Annotated in this window: 15 protein-coding genes; all 15 read left to right on the top strand. The window is 41.3% G+C overall.

From position 1 onward, the window contains the following. Positions 1 to 173 precede the first annotated feature (173 nt). Positions 174 to 1,346 (top strand): phage tail tip lysozyme, encoded by a 1,173-nt coding sequence (locus tag D6856_RS11315; protein ID WP_120686971.1) that lies wholly within the window; start codon positions 174 to 176, stop codon positions 1,344 to 1,346. Between the two features lie 80 nt (positions 1,347 to 1,426). Further along, positions 1,427 to 2,839: a coproporphyrinogen dehydrogenase HemZ gene (gene hemZ / locus D6856_RS11310; protein WP_120686970.1), complete on the top strand. Its 1,413-nt coding sequence runs from the start codon at positions 1,427 to 1,429 to the stop codon at positions 2,837 to 2,839. Positions 2,840 to 2,850: 11 nt separating this feature from the next. Beyond that, positions 2,851 to 3,519, top strand: coding sequence for a hydrogenase nickel incorporation protein HypB (hypB, locus tag D6856_RS11305; protein WP_120686969.1), 669 nt, complete (start codon positions 2,851 to 2,853; stop codon positions 3,517 to 3,519). A 214-nt stretch (positions 3,520 to 3,733) separates the two neighbouring features. After that, a complete protein-coding gene (locus tag D6856_RS11300) occupies positions 3,734 to 4,882 on the top strand; it encodes a GGDEF domain-containing protein (protein WP_120686968.1) in 1,149 nt (382 codons plus the stop codon). 103 nt (positions 4,883 to 4,985) lie between these two features. Continuing rightward, a complete protein-coding gene (gene topA, locus D6856_RS11295; RefSeq protein ID WP_092242826.1) occupies positions 4,986 to 7,091 on the top strand; it encodes a type I DNA topoisomerase in 2,106 nt (701 codons plus the stop codon). A gap of 151 nt (positions 7,092 to 7,242) precedes the next feature. Further along, a complete protein-coding gene (gene codY / locus D6856_RS11290) occupies positions 7,243 to 8,022 on the top strand; it encodes a GTP-sensing pleiotropic transcriptional regulator CodY (protein WP_092242823.1) in 780 nt (259 codons plus the stop codon). Positions 8,023 to 8,252: 230 nt separating this feature from the next. Then, the gene (gene flgB / locus D6856_RS11285; RefSeq protein ID WP_120686967.1) at positions 8,253 to 8,648 is read left to right on the top strand and encodes a flagellar basal body rod protein FlgB; all 396 of its coding nucleotides are present in this window, start codon (positions 8,253 to 8,255) and stop codon (positions 8,646 to 8,648) included. 14 nt (positions 8,649 to 8,662) lie between these two features. Further along, complete coding sequence (gene flgC, locus D6856_RS11280; protein ID WP_092242819.1) at positions 8,663 to 9,109, top strand: flagellar basal body rod protein FlgC; 447 nt, start codon at positions 8,663 to 8,665, stop codon at positions 9,107 to 9,109. A gap of 44 nt (positions 9,110 to 9,153) precedes the next feature. Next, positions 9,154 to 9,498 (top strand): flagellar hook-basal body complex protein FliE, encoded by a 345-nt coding sequence (locus D6856_RS11275; RefSeq protein WP_092242815.1) that lies wholly within the window; start codon positions 9,154 to 9,156, stop codon positions 9,496 to 9,498. Between the two features lie 44 nt (positions 9,499 to 9,542). After that, positions 9,543 to 11,159, top strand: coding sequence for a flagellar basal-body MS-ring/collar protein FliF (gene fliF, locus D6856_RS11270; RefSeq protein WP_120686966.1), 1,617 nt, complete (start codon positions 9,543 to 9,545; stop codon positions 11,157 to 11,159). A 74-nt stretch (positions 11,160 to 11,233) separates the two neighbouring features. Next, entirely contained in the window at positions 11,234 to 12,268 is a 1,035-nt protein-coding gene (gene fliG, locus D6856_RS11265) for a flagellar motor switch protein FliG (RefSeq protein WP_242948067.1), read from the top strand. Continuing rightward, positions 12,261 to 13,136 (top strand): FliH/SctL family protein, encoded by an 876-nt coding sequence (locus tag D6856_RS11260; protein ID WP_120686965.1) that lies wholly within the window; start codon positions 12,261 to 12,263, stop codon positions 13,134 to 13,136. The genes fliG and D6856_RS11260 overlap by 8 nt, the downstream gene beginning before the upstream one ends. A 30-nt stretch (positions 13,137 to 13,166) precedes the next feature. After that, positions 13,167 to 14,525 (top strand): flagellar protein export ATPase FliI, encoded by a 1,359-nt coding sequence (gene fliI, locus D6856_RS11255; RefSeq protein ID WP_330544341.1) that lies wholly within the window; start codon positions 13,167 to 13,169, stop codon positions 14,523 to 14,525. A gap of 19 nt (positions 14,526 to 14,544) precedes the next feature. Continuing rightward, positions 14,545 to 15,003: a flagellar export protein FliJ gene (gene fliJ / locus D6856_RS11250; RefSeq protein WP_092242805.1), complete on the top strand. Its 459-nt coding sequence runs from the start codon at positions 14,545 to 14,547 to the stop codon at positions 15,001 to 15,003. A 2-nt stretch (positions 15,004 to 15,005) separates the two neighbouring features. Continuing rightward, positions 15,006 to 15,965, top strand: coding sequence for a hypothetical protein (locus D6856_RS11245; protein ID WP_120686964.1), 960 nt, complete (start codon positions 15,006 to 15,008; stop codon positions 15,963 to 15,965). Positions 15,966 to 16,068: the final 103 nt, after the last annotated feature.

The following is a 16,068-nucleotide window of genomic DNA, read 5'->3' as shown; positions in this document are numbered from 1 at the left end:
ATTTATTTTAAAAAAATAATTAAAAAAGATTTGACAAATAGTTACATACGATGTAATATATGATCGTCCGATGATTACAAAATCAATAAGGACAAAGTTATAGTAAATTGCTTTTGGCAATAACTCAGTTTAACAAATATGCTTATTTAAAATGAAAGGGAGAAATTTTAAAAATGTTTAACAGAAAAAAAGTAAATGTTCTTTGCAGAACAGTCGCGGCTGTAGTCGCTTCAATATCTATGATGCTCGGATGTGTTGTACCTTCATTTGCACAGGTACCCGGAAACACTCCTGATGAGCAGATCTACAATTTCATGAAGAATGAATGTGGTGTTAAGAATGATGCCGCTATCGCAGGTATTATTGCCGTAATCGAACAGGATTCAGAATTTAATCCTCAGATGGTTGCTTGTGACGGTGACACAGGGGCAGACAGAATCGGTCTTTGCTTATGGACAGGAAATAGACTTAATAATCTTAAGGCTTTCTGTAAGAAGAACAATTATGATTGGCAGAGCTTCGAAGGTCAGTTACGTTTTATTAAATACGAGTGGGAAACTTCATTTAAGAACGTAAACAGAGCAATGCATAATACTCCTATCGATCAGGATTATAACTTCCCTGATTCAGAGGCAGGTGCACAGAGTTTTGGTGATTACCTTGTATGCCAGTATGTTCTGACAGGTTTTGCGGAAAATGATGAAGGAAAGAGAGCAAAGGAGTATTACCCCAGAGTAAAGCAGATTGCACAGGCTTCATCAGCAAATGCAGCTACAACAAATGCATCAACTCAGGCACCCGCTGTAACTAACAGTGCAGCACCCGCTCCCGCAGCTCAGGCAGCTTCAGCTCCCGGTCAGTCACAGGAGAGCACAGAGCAGCATATTTACAATTTCCTTGTAAATAATGCAGGAATTAAGAATAAGGCTGCTATTGCAGGTATCATGGCAACTATGGAATTTGATACAGGTTATAATCCCAATGCTGTTAATAATCAGGACGGTGTTGAGAGATATGGTCTTTGCTCATGGTCAGGTGACAGACTTAAGGGATTAAAGGTATATTGTAAGAAGAATAAGCTTGATTACCAGAGTGTTGACGGCCAGCTCAACTACATGGTATATGAGTGGAATACATATTTTAAGAACATTGACAGAGTAATGCATAACAACGTAAAGGATCAGGATTATAATTTTGCTGACAGCGCAGAAGGCGCAGATCAGTTTGCTACATTCTTTGTACTTCAGTATACAAAATTTACAAATGTTATCAATAACGAGTTCGCCGGTGACAGAGCGCGTAACGTAACATATCAGAAGGTTGTTAACGGATTCACAGCTAAATAAAAATATCTTTAAAAGAGCCGCTTGCGGCTCTTTTATTGTGGTATAATCTTTTGGATATTAGTATTTCAAAAGGTATTACAATGATTAAGATTATTATTTCGGAAGATAAATTTGCATATGACATCCATTCTCTTTTTAAGGCTTTTTTTCCTAAAGAAGAGATAAAGGTTATTCCCGGAGACACTAATTTTATAGAAGATTCAGCCGGCGAAGATATTGTTTATAACATTGATGTAAATGTTACCAAGAATGAGCTTAAAAGAAATATATATAAGCTCTTATCTAAAGAAACCGGGAAAGAGCTTCCATGGGGCAATCTTACCGGTATCAGACCTACAAGGATTGTGATGAATCTTTTGGATGAAGGCATGTCTGATGATGAGATTCGCACCTATATGAAAGAGACTTACTTTGTCAGTGATGAAAAGATCGAGCTTAGCCTTCTTATAGCTCACAGGGAAAAAGAGATCCTTAGTGATATAGATTATGAGAACGGCTATAGTCTATACATCGGAATCCCTTTTTGCCCGACAAGATGTCTTTATTGTTCTTTCACGGCTTATCCGATCGGAGCATATGCGAATATCGTTGATGATTATCTTACTTGCCTTGAAAAAGAAATTGATTATGTTTCGGAGAATTTCAAAGGTAAGACACTTGATACGATCTATATAGGAGGAGGAACACCCACAACACTTGAGCCGAATCAGCTCAAGAGACTTTTGTCTTATGTTTACGATAAGCTCGATGTCTCCAAGGTAAAAGAGCTTACGGTTGAATCCGGAAGACCCGACTCTATTACAAGAGAAAAGCTCAAAGTGATGAAAGAGATGGGAGTAACCAGAATATCGGTTAATCCTCAGTCAATGAAGGATGAGACACTTGAACTAATAGGAAGAAGGCATACTGTCAAAGAGCTTGTCGATGCTTTTAACTTGGCAAGGGAAGAGGGCTTTGATAATATCAATATGGATATTATTCTCGGCCTTCCCGGTGAAGAAGAAAGAGACGTTGCCTATACTATGAGTGAGATAAAAAAGCTGGATCCCGATGACCTTACGGTGCATTCGCTTGCCATAAAAAGAGGTTCGAAGCTTGCGGAGATCCTAATGGAAAGAAAGGCTGACGCCGAGAAAAAAGGCAATATTCTTCACGGCGAAGAAGATGAGGCTGTTATTATGGCGGGAATGATGAAAGAAGCATCTGAGGGAGCTAAGCAGATGGGTCTTTTACCATATTATCTTTATCGCCAGAAGAATATCAGCGGAAATTACGAAAATACCGGCTATGCAAGAAAAGGAAAGGCCGGAATCTATAATATACTTATTAATGAAGAGGTTCAGTCAATAGTTGCTCTCGGTGCAGGCACAGTTACAAAGAGAGTTTACGGTTTCGGCGGACGAATACAGAGGTGTGATAACGTCAAGGATATTAAGCTTTATATGGAGCAGATTGACGAGATGATAGAAAGAAAGAAAAAATTATTTTCATAAAGGAGACAGCAATGGGTAACATACGCGTGGTTGAAGTTAAGAGAAGCATCTTTGAAGATAACGATCAGGATGCGCAGAAGCTTAGAAACGAGCTTAAAGAAAGTAAGACATTTCTTTTGAATCTGATGTCATCACCCGGATCGGGAAAAACAACGACTCTTACAAGAACGATCGAATTATTAAAAGACAAATACAGGATTGGTGTAATGGAAGCCGATATCGATTCAGACGTTGATGCTATCAAGATCGCAGAGACGGGCGTTAAGTCAATTCAGCTTCATACAGGCGGAATGTGTCATCTTGATGCCGATATGACAAGACAGGGCGTTAAGGAACTCGGTGTCGAGGATATTGATTTTGCTGTACTTGAAAATGTAGGAAATCTTGTTTGTCCCGCAGAGTTTGACACGGGTAGTACCAAGAATGCCATGATCCTTTCGGTTCCCGAGGGACACGACAAGCCTCTTAAATATCCTTTGATGTTTTCAATCTGTGATGTTGTTCTTATAAATAAGATTGATGTAATGCCATATTTTGATTTTGATCTTGAAAAATGTAAAGAGAACATACTTATGAGAAATCCTAAGGCTAAGATCATTCCCATCTGTGCCAAGACAGGCGAAGGCATGGAAGAATGGGCAAAGTGGCTTTCGGAAAACATAGAAGAAAGCATCAGATAAGGGATTGTGGTCACTTTTAATAGCAAGTGTTTTTGTTTATACAATTTTTATAAATTCTGCAAAAAGTCCACTTGACCCCGATGGGGTCTGGTGGCTTTATTTGCATAAAGCGAAAATGGCATCTTGATATTTTTTCTTCTTCGTAGTAAAAATGTTTATGGGTTTATCTGGGAGAAGGATGGATATGATATTCATATAACAGTGGGGTAGATGTATGAATATGGCTTGTTTAGGGGATTTGGTAATCAATATCTACACATTTTCGTTGGCAATGATGCTTCTTGTCTTTCAGGAAAATGATAGAAAATCCAAATCAAATTTAAGTTTTACCAGATTGATAGGAATTTTGGCCATACTTGTTATTGCCTCAGCTCTTATCGATGTAGGCACGCTTGTAGGCGGTACGTTTACAGGCTTTTCTAAATTTGCCACATACGTTATATTCTCACTGGATCCCTTCGGATTTCTTTTCGCAATCCATTATATCGATTGTTTCGTTAAGAAAGACGAGCTGACCGACGACCTTAGCGGCTTTTTTATATTGCCCGTTAAGGCGTACGCTATCAGCAATTTCTTTATCATCACCGTTTCGACATTGTTTAGCTTAAATTTGTTCTTTTACTATGATCTTGCAGGCTACCACAGAGGTAATTTCTTTTATATAAGACTTGTTTTCCATGCAATGGCATGTATCTGTATTCTTGCGTATATCATTTATTACAGAAACGCAATTATATCGGTATACAGAACGCCGCTTCTTGCTTTGCCCATTATTGTAGGCGTCGGCATAATCTCGCAATTTATTATTACAGGCATTAATTTTGCTTACGCGGCAACGGTCTTTGCTTTCCTTATTTTGTTTATCTATGTTCAAAGATGCGACGTCAACATGGATTATCTGACGGGTGTGGTTAACAGAAGAGGAATCGACAAGGCTCTTAAAAAAGCGGTTAACGACAGTGTGTTTAAGTCTTTTTCCGTTATTATGGTAGATATTGACTACTTTAAGCTTATTAACGACAGATTCGGACACAGATCCGGAGATGAAGTTTTATCCGCTATCGCGAATATATTAAAAGAAACTTTTGATGACGATACTGTTGTCGGAAGATTCGGCGGAGACGAATTCTGCGTTGTAACTCCGATTTCCGATGAAAAGATACTAAAAGAGCGTGTTGATAAGATCAAGGATGCGGTATCCATGATCGAATGGAGCAATAAAGGCGAGATGGATCTTTCCGTAAGTACCGGAATTGCTACTTATAAGCGCAACAGTAAGATGCAGATCAAAGACTTTATAGATCATGCCGACAGAATGATGTATGAGGAGAAAACTCGGCATCATCTTGCAGCCGGTCTGTAATGTATAACAACACTCTTAAAATTTTAGGGTTGACGAAAACTCTTAAAATGTTTATTAATAAGAACGTGAGTAAATTTTGTATGAAGGGGTTGTATTTACAGTAATGGCAACTAAGAAACCAGTATCAAAGAAAAATTCACTTCTTATTGTTGAGTCACCGACAAAAGTTAAGGCTATAAAGAAATTCCTCGGCTCGGGATATGAAGTTGCGGCCAGCAACGGACATGTCAGAGATCTTCCGAGGAGTCAGATGGGCGTAGATATCGAGCATGATTTTGAGCCCAAGTATATTACTATCCGCGGAAAAGGAGACGTTCTTGCGGCACTTCGTAAGCAGGTTAAGAAAGCCGACAAAGTGTATCTCGCAACCGACCCGGACCGTGAGGGAGAAGCTATTTCCTGGCATCTTATCTCCGCACTTAAGTTAAAAGAGGGCGAAGCCAAGATCCAGAGAGTCACATTTAATGAGATCACCAAAAATGCGGTAAAAGAAGCTATGAAACACCCAAGAGACATCGATATGAATCTTGTCGATGCTCAGCAGGCAAGGCGTGTCCTTGACAGAATGGTTGGTTACAGTATTTCTCCGCTTTTGTGGTCAAAGATCAAAAGAGGTCTTTCTGCAGGAAGAGTACAATCTGTTGCTCTTAGAATAATCGCGGACAGAGAAGAAGAAATCGATTCTTTTATACCCAAGGAATATTGGACACTTGATGTAAAACTTGATATTGCGGGAGAAAAGAAGCCTATCGTTGCGCACTATTACGGTAAGGGCAACGAGAAGAAGGAGATTGAATCCAAAGAAGAGCTTGATGCTATCTGCGCATCCTTAAAGGGTAAGAGCTATAAGGTTTCCGATATCAAGACGGGAGAGAGAACCAAGAAGGCTCCGCTTCCTTTCACTACATCAACTCTTCAGCAGGAGGCATCCAAGGCCCTTAATTTCTCAACTCAGAAGACAATGAGGGTTGCTCAGCAGCTCTATGAAGGAATTGATCTTGGAAGTGAAGGGACAGTCGGTCTTATCACTTACCTAAGAACCGATTCAACCAGAGTATCAGATGAAGCAGTGGCTGCGGCCAATGATTATATCAAAGAGAACTTCGGTGATAAGTATCTTGCGGACGGATCCGTTTCCAAGAAAAAAGACGTTAAGATTCAGGATGCACACGAAGCGATCAGACCTACTTATGTTGATAAGACACCGGTTAAGGTCAAAGATTTCCTTTCAAGAGACCAGTTCAGACTTTATCAGCTTATCTGGAGACGCTTCATGGCAAGCAGAATGGCTGCTGCCAAGTATGAGACAACTTCGGTTAAGATCGATGCAGGTGAGCATCGCTTTACACTTGCCGCATCCAAGACTGTTTTTGACGGATTTTTAAATGTATATACAGATGATGAGGATCAGATTGAGAAGAATGTAATCAGCTCCAATCTTAATGCCGATTCAAAGCTCTCTTTTGACTCATTTGAATCAGATCAGCACTTTACACAGCCGGCTCCTCATTACACAGAGGCATCACTTGTTCATGACCTTGAGGCACTCGGAATAGGCAGACCTTCAACTTATGCTCCGACTATCTCTACTATCATGGCAAGACATTACATTACCAAGGAAAACAAGAGTCTCTACATAACAGAGCTTGGACAGGCCGTTAACAAGATGATGATGGATGCATTTCCCCAGATTGTCGATGTTAACTTTACTTCCAACATGGAGGCGCTTCTCGACGGAATCGCTGAGGGTGATGTTAAGTGGAAGACTGTTATAAAGAATTTCTATCCCGATCTTGAAGAAGCTGTAAGTGCAGCTGAAAAAGAGATGGAGAAGATACAGGTTCAGGATGAGGTTACTGACGAGATCTGCGAGGTTTGCGGAAGAAATCTTGTTATCAAATACGGCCCTCACGGTAAATTCCTTGCATGTCCCGGATTCCCGGAGTGTAAGAATACCAAGCCTTACTATGAGAAGATTGGTGTTAAATGCCCTAAGTGCGGCAAAGACATTGTAATGAAACGTACAAGAAAAGGTCGTATTTTCTACGGATGTATCGATAATCCCGAGTGTGACTTCATGTCATGGGCTCGTCCTGTCGACAAGAAATGTCCCAAGTGCGGAAGCCTTATGGTCGCAAAGAGCAACAAGCTTGTTTGCAGTAATCAGGATTGCGGATTTATCTGCTCGAAAGACGATGAAAAGAAATAACTGATAATTTGATTGAATTTTTAGAAAACTTTAGCTTTTTTTCATAATTGTAGGCGCTTTGTGGTTTGAAGCGCCTATTTTTTTATGATATGATTACAATAGTGTATATAATAAATTGTCGCTATTTGGACAACAAAAGGAGATATTTTTAATGAGTAGTGTTCAACTTTTGGATAAGACCCGTAAGATTGGTAAACTATTACACAATAGCAATTCCGGGAAGGTCGTATTCAATGATATCTGCAGAGTGTTGTGCGACATTTTGTCTTCTAATATGTTTGTTATCAGCAAAAAAGGCAAGGTTCTCGGAATAGGTGAGAGCGTAGGCGTTGATTCGTTAAGTAAGATGCTTGCCGCAACGGTTGGTGAATTCATCGATCCGATGCTTAACGAAAGACTTCTTACCATTCTATCCACCAAGGAAAATGTAAACCTTGAGACGCTTGGATTTGAAGGGTTGGACAGCTCCAAATTTCAGGCAATAATTACTCCTATTGAGATAGCGGGTGAGAGACTGGGAACTTTGTTTATCTATAAGACCAAGGTTCCGTATGATATCGATGACATTATACTTTGCGAATACGGAACGACGGTAGTCGGACTTGAGATGCTAAGGGCCGTCAACGAAGAGAACGCTGAAGAAAACAGAAAGCTTGCGGTTGTTAAATCGGCGATCAGCACACTTTCTTTTTCCGAGATGCAAGCAATTATTCATATATTTGATGAGCTTGACGGAATGGAGGGCGTTCTTGTAGCAAGTAAGATCGCGGACAGAGTCGGCATAACAAGAAGCGTTATAGTTAATGCGCTTAGAAAGTTTGAGAGTGCGGGCGTTATAGAATCAAGATCTTCGGGAATGAAGGGAACATATATCAAAGTTACGAACGATGTTGTCTTCTCCGAGATAAAAAAGCTCAAACAAGAGATGTAATAAGGCTTTTGGCATAATATCCAAATTCATATCAGGATGGAATTTGATGAAAGGATTTATCGTTTTTGATAAATCCTTTTTATATATTTTGTAGTGAGTTTTTAATACAAGCACAAGATAAAGTATATTTTGCTTGTATTTTGAACAAAATAATTCTATTATAAATATAAGTATGATACCAAAACTGTATCTATCATTATGTTCATTTTTGGTATCGAGGAGGGCGAGATATGATTAACAGCAATGTTTTTGATTACATCAACGTCCTTGATAAGGCGGCAGATGCCTCCTGGACAAGGAATGAAGTACTTTCCAACAATATTGCCAATGTTAATACTCCGGGCTATAAGAGGCAGGATCTTAACTTTGAGGCTGAGCTTGAAAGAGCGCTCGGTCATTCCAAGTATAGGACCATGGATCAGAAGGTCGGAGATCTTAAGGATAAGCATCTTAAGGCAAGAGTAGTTAATGATTATTCCAATTTCTCATATAGAACCGATGGGAATAATGTCGATATAGATACTGAGAACGTAACTCTGGCTGCCAACCAGCTTAAGTACCAGGGACTTATGGAAGGGCTTAATGCAGAGTTTAAGAACCTTCAAATGGTAACGAAGTCATCATAACGGAGGGATAGAGTATGAGTATATTTGATTCTTTTAATATCAATTCATCGGGCATGACTGCTGAGAGATTTCGTATGGATATAATCTCTGAGAATATTGCCAATGCAAATACAACAAGAACCAAGAACGGAAGCCCTTATGTAAGAAAAGTGGTTACTTTTGCTGAGAAAGGCTCACAGACTCCGTTCTCAAGAATCCTTAACGAGAGAATGGACCATTATTCGGGACGCGGCGTTAAGGTTACCAAGGTTCAGGATGATACCTGGACTCAGATGAATATTGTTTACGATCCTTCACATCCCGATGCGGATGAGAACGGTTACGTTACATATCCCAATGTAAATACGGTCACAGAGATGACCAATCTCATAGACGCAAGCCGTTCTTATGAGGCTAATGCAACTGCATTTAATGCAAGCAAGAATATCGCAACAAGAGGTCTTGAGCTCGGACAGGGCTGATGTTCTCGGAATTATTATGAGTATCTTTTTGGGAGGATATTTATATGGCATCACTTGATATTTCTCAGCTTAGAAACGTATCATCACCTGTTATCAGGAATGCTGAGAAGGCTAACAGCAGAGTATATAACGTTCTCGGTAGCGATCAGAAGGGCAATGAGCAGGCTTTTTCAGTGTTCTTTGATAAGGCTGTGGAGAATATCCATACAACCAATGCTTATTTATCTGACGCAGAGAATGAAGAGATCAAATGGGCGCTCGGACAGACCGACAATACCCACGATCTTTCAATTGCTCTTCAGAAAGCGCAGATGGCTCTTCAATATACAACGGCCATCAGAGACAGAGCGCTTGCTGCTTACAGAGAGCTTACTCAGATGCAGATCTGATGTTTTTTAGATTTATTTTTTAGTTTTTTGGGGAGGGAGAATACATGGCTGAAAGACTTAAGGCCTTGTGGCAGAAAATTCTCGACTGGTGGAATCAATTTACTGCAAAACAGAAAACACTCGTTGTTGGGGCGGGTTCTGTTATATTACTGACCATAATTATAACGGTTTCCGTACTTAATCAGCCTCAGTATATTCCTTTGGCTACCGCCAATTCTACGAAAGAAGCTTCAGAGATAAAAGAGCTTCTTGATTCTAACTCTATTAACTACAAGATTTCCGATGACGGATTGGAATTCAAAGTACTTAAAAAAGATCAGGCCAACGCCAATCTGTTGCTTGGAGCCAACGATATTCAATCATACGCTTACAGTATCGATAATGTCACAAGCGGCAGTTTTTCAACAACGGAATCAGACAAACAAAAGAAATATGTGCTTTACTTGGAGAGTAGACTGGAATCCGACTTTATCCAAAAGTTCAGCGCAATAAAAAGTGCCAACGTCAATCTCCATATTCCGGATAATGACGGAACACTTATCGGTAATAAGGAACAGTCAAGCGCCAGTATATTATTGGAGCTTGCTGAGGGCGCCGAATTTTCGGAAGATAATGCGGCTTTCCTTGCCAAGGCCGTTGCCAAGGCTATAGGTAATGACAATACTCAGAATATTGTTATTCTTGATACTAACGGAAACATGCTCTTTTCCGGAGACGAGGATACAACCACTTCCGGAATGGCAAGCACACAGCTGTCTGTTAAAGCCAAGGCTGAGCAGATAGTTAAAAATGAAGTGAAGAAAGTATTACTTGGAACCAAGCTGTACGATGATATAGAGGTTGCAAGTAATCTTGTCATGGATTTTTCTCATGAAGAGACTGTAGATCATACTTATACACCCGCCGAAGATCAGACTCAGGGTGTACTTAGTCATGAGGATATTTATACTGCGGAGAACGTAAACGGTATCAGTGGAATTCCGGGAACGGATACCAATGCCGATGATGAGACCACATACGTAACTCAGGACAATAACAATTCAAGTTCGAATATCAACGAGGAATCAAGGGATTATCTTCCCAATGAGAAGATAACCACAAGGACCAATCAGCCGGGTGCTATAAAGTACTCGGATTCATCAATATCTGTTACTGCGATCAACTACATTGTCATGAAAGAAGAGGATTATGATCCTGCTGAGAATGAAAACATGACATGGAATGAGTTTAAGATCGCAAACAAGGAGCCTATTCCGACCGAGGTTCCCGAGGATATGATAAATGTTGTTTCCAAGGCAACGGGTATCAGCCCCGAGAATGTTGCGATGACGGCCAATAATGAGTATGTATTCTTTGACAGAACAGGATCGAGGATGACTCTTACAGATATCCTTCAGATACTGATGATACTCATTATTCTCGGACTTTTGGCATTCATTATCGTCAGAAGTATGTGGATGCAGAAAAAGACAGAGGAAGAGCCCGAACCCGAACCGCTTTCGGTTGAATCACTTCTCGAGTCACAGCCTGAGGAAGTTCTTGAAGATATCGAGATTGATACGGGATCTGAGACTAAGAGACTTATCGATAAGTTTGTTGATGAGAATCCCGAAGCCGTTGCGACACTTCTTCGCAACTGGCTCAATGAGGATTTTGGTTGATATATTTAATTTTGAGCATCTAAGTTTTTTAACTTAAAAATATATACAAATAAAAGTTTCAAGAGGGTAGAATTATGGACGCTGGGATGAGAGGAACCAATCCGCTTACCGCGGATTTTACCGGCACACAAAAAGCGGCAATACTTCTTATAGCTTTAGGACCTGAGAAGTCATCCGCCATATTCAAACATCTCAAGGAAGAGGAAATTGAGGAGCTTACTCTTGAGATTGCCAACACAAGGAGCGTAACATCGCAGATCAAGGAGGCAATTCTTGAAGAGTTTTACGGTGTCTGTCTTGCGCAACAGTATATTGCGGAAGGTGGTATCAACTACGCCAAAGAGCTTCTTGAAAAAGCCCTCGGTGAAGATAAGGCTCTCGATGTTATCAGTAAGCTTACCGCTTCACTTCAGGTTAAGCCATTCGAGTTTATCAGAAAGACCGAGCCGTCTCAGATACTTACCTTTATTCAGGACGAGCATCCGCAGACCATCGCTCTTATTTTGTCATACATGTCACCGGCACATTCATCGCTCATTCTTTCGGCTCTTCCGCCTGACAGACAGGCTGATGTTGCCAAGAGAATTGCGACCATGGACAGAACAAGTCCGGATACCATAAAGGAAGTGGAAAAAGTGTTGGAATCCAAGCTGTCTTCTTTGGTAAATCAGGATTATACGATCATCGGCGGCGTAGATGCTGTTGTAGAGATCTTGAACACAGTAGATCGTGCAACGGAGAAGCATATCATGGAGACTCTCGAGATCGAAGAGCCCGAGCTTGCCGACGAGATCAGAAAGAAAATGTTCGTATTCGAGGACGTTCTCCTTCTGGACGACCGTTCTATTCAGAGAGTGCTGCGTGAAGTTGAGAACAGTGACCTTGCTCTTGCATGTAAGGGTGCTACCGAGCAGGTTCAGAATGCTATCTTTAACAACCTGTCCAAACGTCTTGCTGCAATGATCAGAGAGGATATGGACTTTATGGGTCCTGTTCGTATGAAGGATGTTGAAGAAGCACAGCAGAAGATTGTTAACGTTATCAGAAAGCTTGAAGATTCCGGCGAGATCGTAATCTCCAGAGGCGGAGGTGATGAGCTAGTTGTCTAATCTTTTTAAGGCCGGTTATGTAAGCTTTGATCAAGGCGAAGCCCGCATAATTGACAATAACGAACTTGCCAACAGAAAAATAGAAGAATATCAGGAGCAGGAAATAAAACGCCAAAGAGCTCAGATGGCAACGGAAGAGGGCTTTGAGGAAGAAGGTGCTCCCGAGGAATTCACACCCGGAATAGATATGAACCAGCTTACTCAGCTCACGGAAGATCAGGGCATGCTTGGTTCTTTTCCTGACCCTCAATTTGACATGGAAGCAATGCAGGCTGAGATCGATCTTAAGCTCCAGCAGGCGCAGGAGCAGGCTGATATGATCATAGAAAATGCCAATGCACAGGCTGAAAATATCAGAAATCAGGCTATTGAAGAGGGACGAACAGAAGGCTTTAACGCCGGTTATAATGAGGGCGTTGCCGAAGCGGAAGCCATTAAACAGGAGGCTGAAGCGCACAAACAGGAGCTTGATAAAGAGTATCAGCAGCTCGTAGATGAGATAGAACCCGAGATGGTTGATGTTCTTACGCAGATATATGAGCACGTATTTGATATCGACCTTAGAGAAGATAAGGGTATTATCTTACATCTTTTGAAGAGTACTCTCGGTCGAATTGAGCCCGGAAATGACCTTATCGTTCATGTTTCATCCGATGACTATGACGAGATAATGGATCATAAGGAAACTCTGGATGCGTGCATAACTTCACCGAATACCACGATGGAGATCATTGAAGATCCGCTTCTTAAAGAGAACGAGTGCATGATCGAGTCTGACAGTGGTGTATTCGACTGCAGTCTCGGCGTAGAGCTTAAAGAGATTTCAAGGAAGCTGAAGCTTCTTTCTTTTGACAGAAAAAAGAGATAGTAAATTTGAAGAAAAAAGAAGGAACTGCCTATGCTTACATCGTCTATTGATTTTTCAAAATATAAAAAGATGCAGACCGCGCCTTTTTATCGCATGAGAGGCAAGGTCGTCAATGTTATCGGCCTTACCATTGAATCTGCGGGTCCCGATGCTAAGCTTGGTGACATCTGTCTTATTTATCCTAAGAAAAAAGACAATGAGTCTGCGACTGAACATGTCGAAAGACCTGCAATGGCTGAGGTTGTTGGATTTAAAGACAATCATGTTCAGCTTATGCCTTATGAAAATACCAGCGGAATCGGTAACGGAAGTATTGTAGAGAATACCGATTCGCCGCTTCGCGTTAACGTTGGAGAGGGGCTACTGGGAAAGACTCTCGACGGACTCGGAAGGATTGACGGAACGAGCTTTGGAAAAGGTACTATGCTCGAAGGCGGAGTTGCCTATTCTGTTGAAAATCAGCCGCCGGATCCAATGACAAGAGACCCGATATCGGATGTGCTTTCACTCGGAGTTAAGGCTGTTGACGGACTGCTCACAGTCGGAAAAGGCCAACGTATCGGAATATTTGCAGGTTCAGGTGTCGGAAAGAGTACACTCCTTGGCATGTTTGCAAGAAATACTCAGGCCGATATTAATGTTATCGCACTTATCGGAGAGCGTGGAAGGGAAGTTCGAGAGTTTATCGAACGAGACCTTGGCGAAGAAGGTATGAAGAGATCCATCGTTGTTTGTGCAACCAGCGATAAACCTGCGCTTGAGAGACTTAAAGCTGCTAAGACGGCTACTTCTATAGCCGAATATTTCAGAGATAAGGGTAAAGACGTTCTTCTTATGATGGATTCGCTTACCCGTTTTTCCATGGCACAGAGAGAAATAGGACTTGCCAGCGGAGAACCTCCTGTTTCGAGAGGATATCCGCCCAGTGTTTACGCAGAGATGCCCAAGCTCCTTGAGAGAGCCGGCAGATCAAGAAAAGGATCCATAACAGGTCTTTATACCGTTCTTGTAGACGGTGATGACATGAATGAACCCATTACCGATACTGCCAGAGGTATCTTGGACGGACATATCGTTCTTAACAGAAAGCTTGCGCAAAAGAATCACTATCCTGCGATAGATGTTCTTGCGAGTATTTCCAGATGTATGTCGGCAATAGCCGATCCCGAGCATAAAAAAGCCGCGGGAAAGCTTAAAAACGTTCTTGCCACATACAATGACGCCGAGGATCTTATCAATATCGGCGCTTATAGAGCAGGTGCCAATAAGAATATCGATTATGCCGTATCCAAGATAGAACGTGTTAATGAGTTTCTTATGCAGGAAACGGATGAGAAATTCTCTTTTGAACAGATCAGAGAGATGCTCTTAAACATTTTTGCCGATTGATTTTTATAAGTGGTAGTGTATGGCGAGATTTGTCTATAGAATGCAAAGTGTCCTAAATATCAAGCAAAAGACCGAAGGGCAGATAAAAATGGAATTTGCCGCTGCCCAGGCCGAGCTTAACAGGCAGTATGATATTTTGGATGAATATATAAACAGAAAAGAGAATTATCTTATCGAAGCCGAGAAGCTTCGAAACGAAGAGACTCTTCCGCTTCAGGATATTCTCGACAATCAGTATGCGACTGCGCAGATGGACGTTATGATCGCTTCGCAGTACAAGATTGTTCAGGAACATGAGGCAGAAGTGGAAAAGGTTCGTGTCAGGCTCACAAGGGCCATCCAAGAAAGAAAGATGCAGGAAACCTTGAGGGAAAGAGCCTACGCCGAATATCTTGAAGAAGAAAAACAGGAAGAAGCCAAGGAAAACGACCAGAGAAGCAGTTTTACTTACGGACAGAGACAACAGGAGAATAACTGATCATGGCAGATACCAATTTAACAATGCCGCCGTTTGACGATCCCAAGGCGGCAAAAGCCAAGCTTAAGGCTGATAAAAAAGAATACAGAAAACAGCTTCGCGAACAGAGAAAAGAACAGAGGGTAAAAGAAAAAGAGTTTGCCGACAGAGCAGCCGATCTTAGCGGGGATGACGCCGGCGGACTTGCCACTTTGGTCATCACTTTTCTTATCGTTCTTATTTGGCTTGCCATTATGTGCCTTTTGATCAAACTGAACGTTGGTAATTTCGGTTCCGATATTTTGGCTCCGATCATTAAAGATGTTCCTTATCTTAATCTTATCCTTCCGGATGAAGTATTGGATAAGGATGACGACGTTGCGGTAGTTTCACTTCCGGATAGTGCCAATGTTGACATTTCCGTAGAAGATGCCGATTCTATCACAACTCTGGAACAGGCCAATGCTTATATTAAGAGGCTTGAGAAGGCTCTTCAGGATGAAATGGAGCAAAACAGCGCGTATGCTTCCGAAATAGACAGACTTAAAACCGAAGTGGCAAGGCTTGAACCTTTTGAACAACAGCAAAAAGCATTTTATGAACAGCGTAAACAGTTTTACGAGGAAATGGTTAACGGTGAGAACGCACCGTCTACAGAAACATATACACAGTGGTATGAGACTATAAATCCCGAGGATGCCGAGCGAATTTATAAAGAGATCAAAGAAGGCGATCTCGATGAAGCTGCCATTAAGGCATTTGCCACAACTTATTCGGGCATGAAGGCTAAACAGGCTGCCAAGATCTTTGATGAGATGGTCGCAGAGAATCAGATTCAGCTTGTAGCTCGTATTTTGGCTCAGATGAGCGTTGAGAACAGAGGAGACATCCTTGCTCAGATGGAAAAGCCGAATGCAGCCAAACTTACACAGCTTCTTGAGCCCGGAGCACTTGAAAAAAAATCCACTCAGGTTACCGGATAATTTATATAAAAAAGTTTGATTTTTCTCTAAAGTTTGGATTAAATACTCCGATATACAAACTGAAAGTGTATAACTATGTTTATGCACAAAAGTTAATATCGGA

Source organism: Butyrivibrio sp. XB500-5 (genome assembly GCF_003625505.1).
Taxonomy (GTDB): Bacteria; Bacillota; Clostridia; order Lachnospirales; family Lachnospiraceae; genus Butyrivibrio.
Note: the sequence above shows the minus strand (reverse complement) of the source record. Positions and strands in the feature narration are given on the sequence as shown.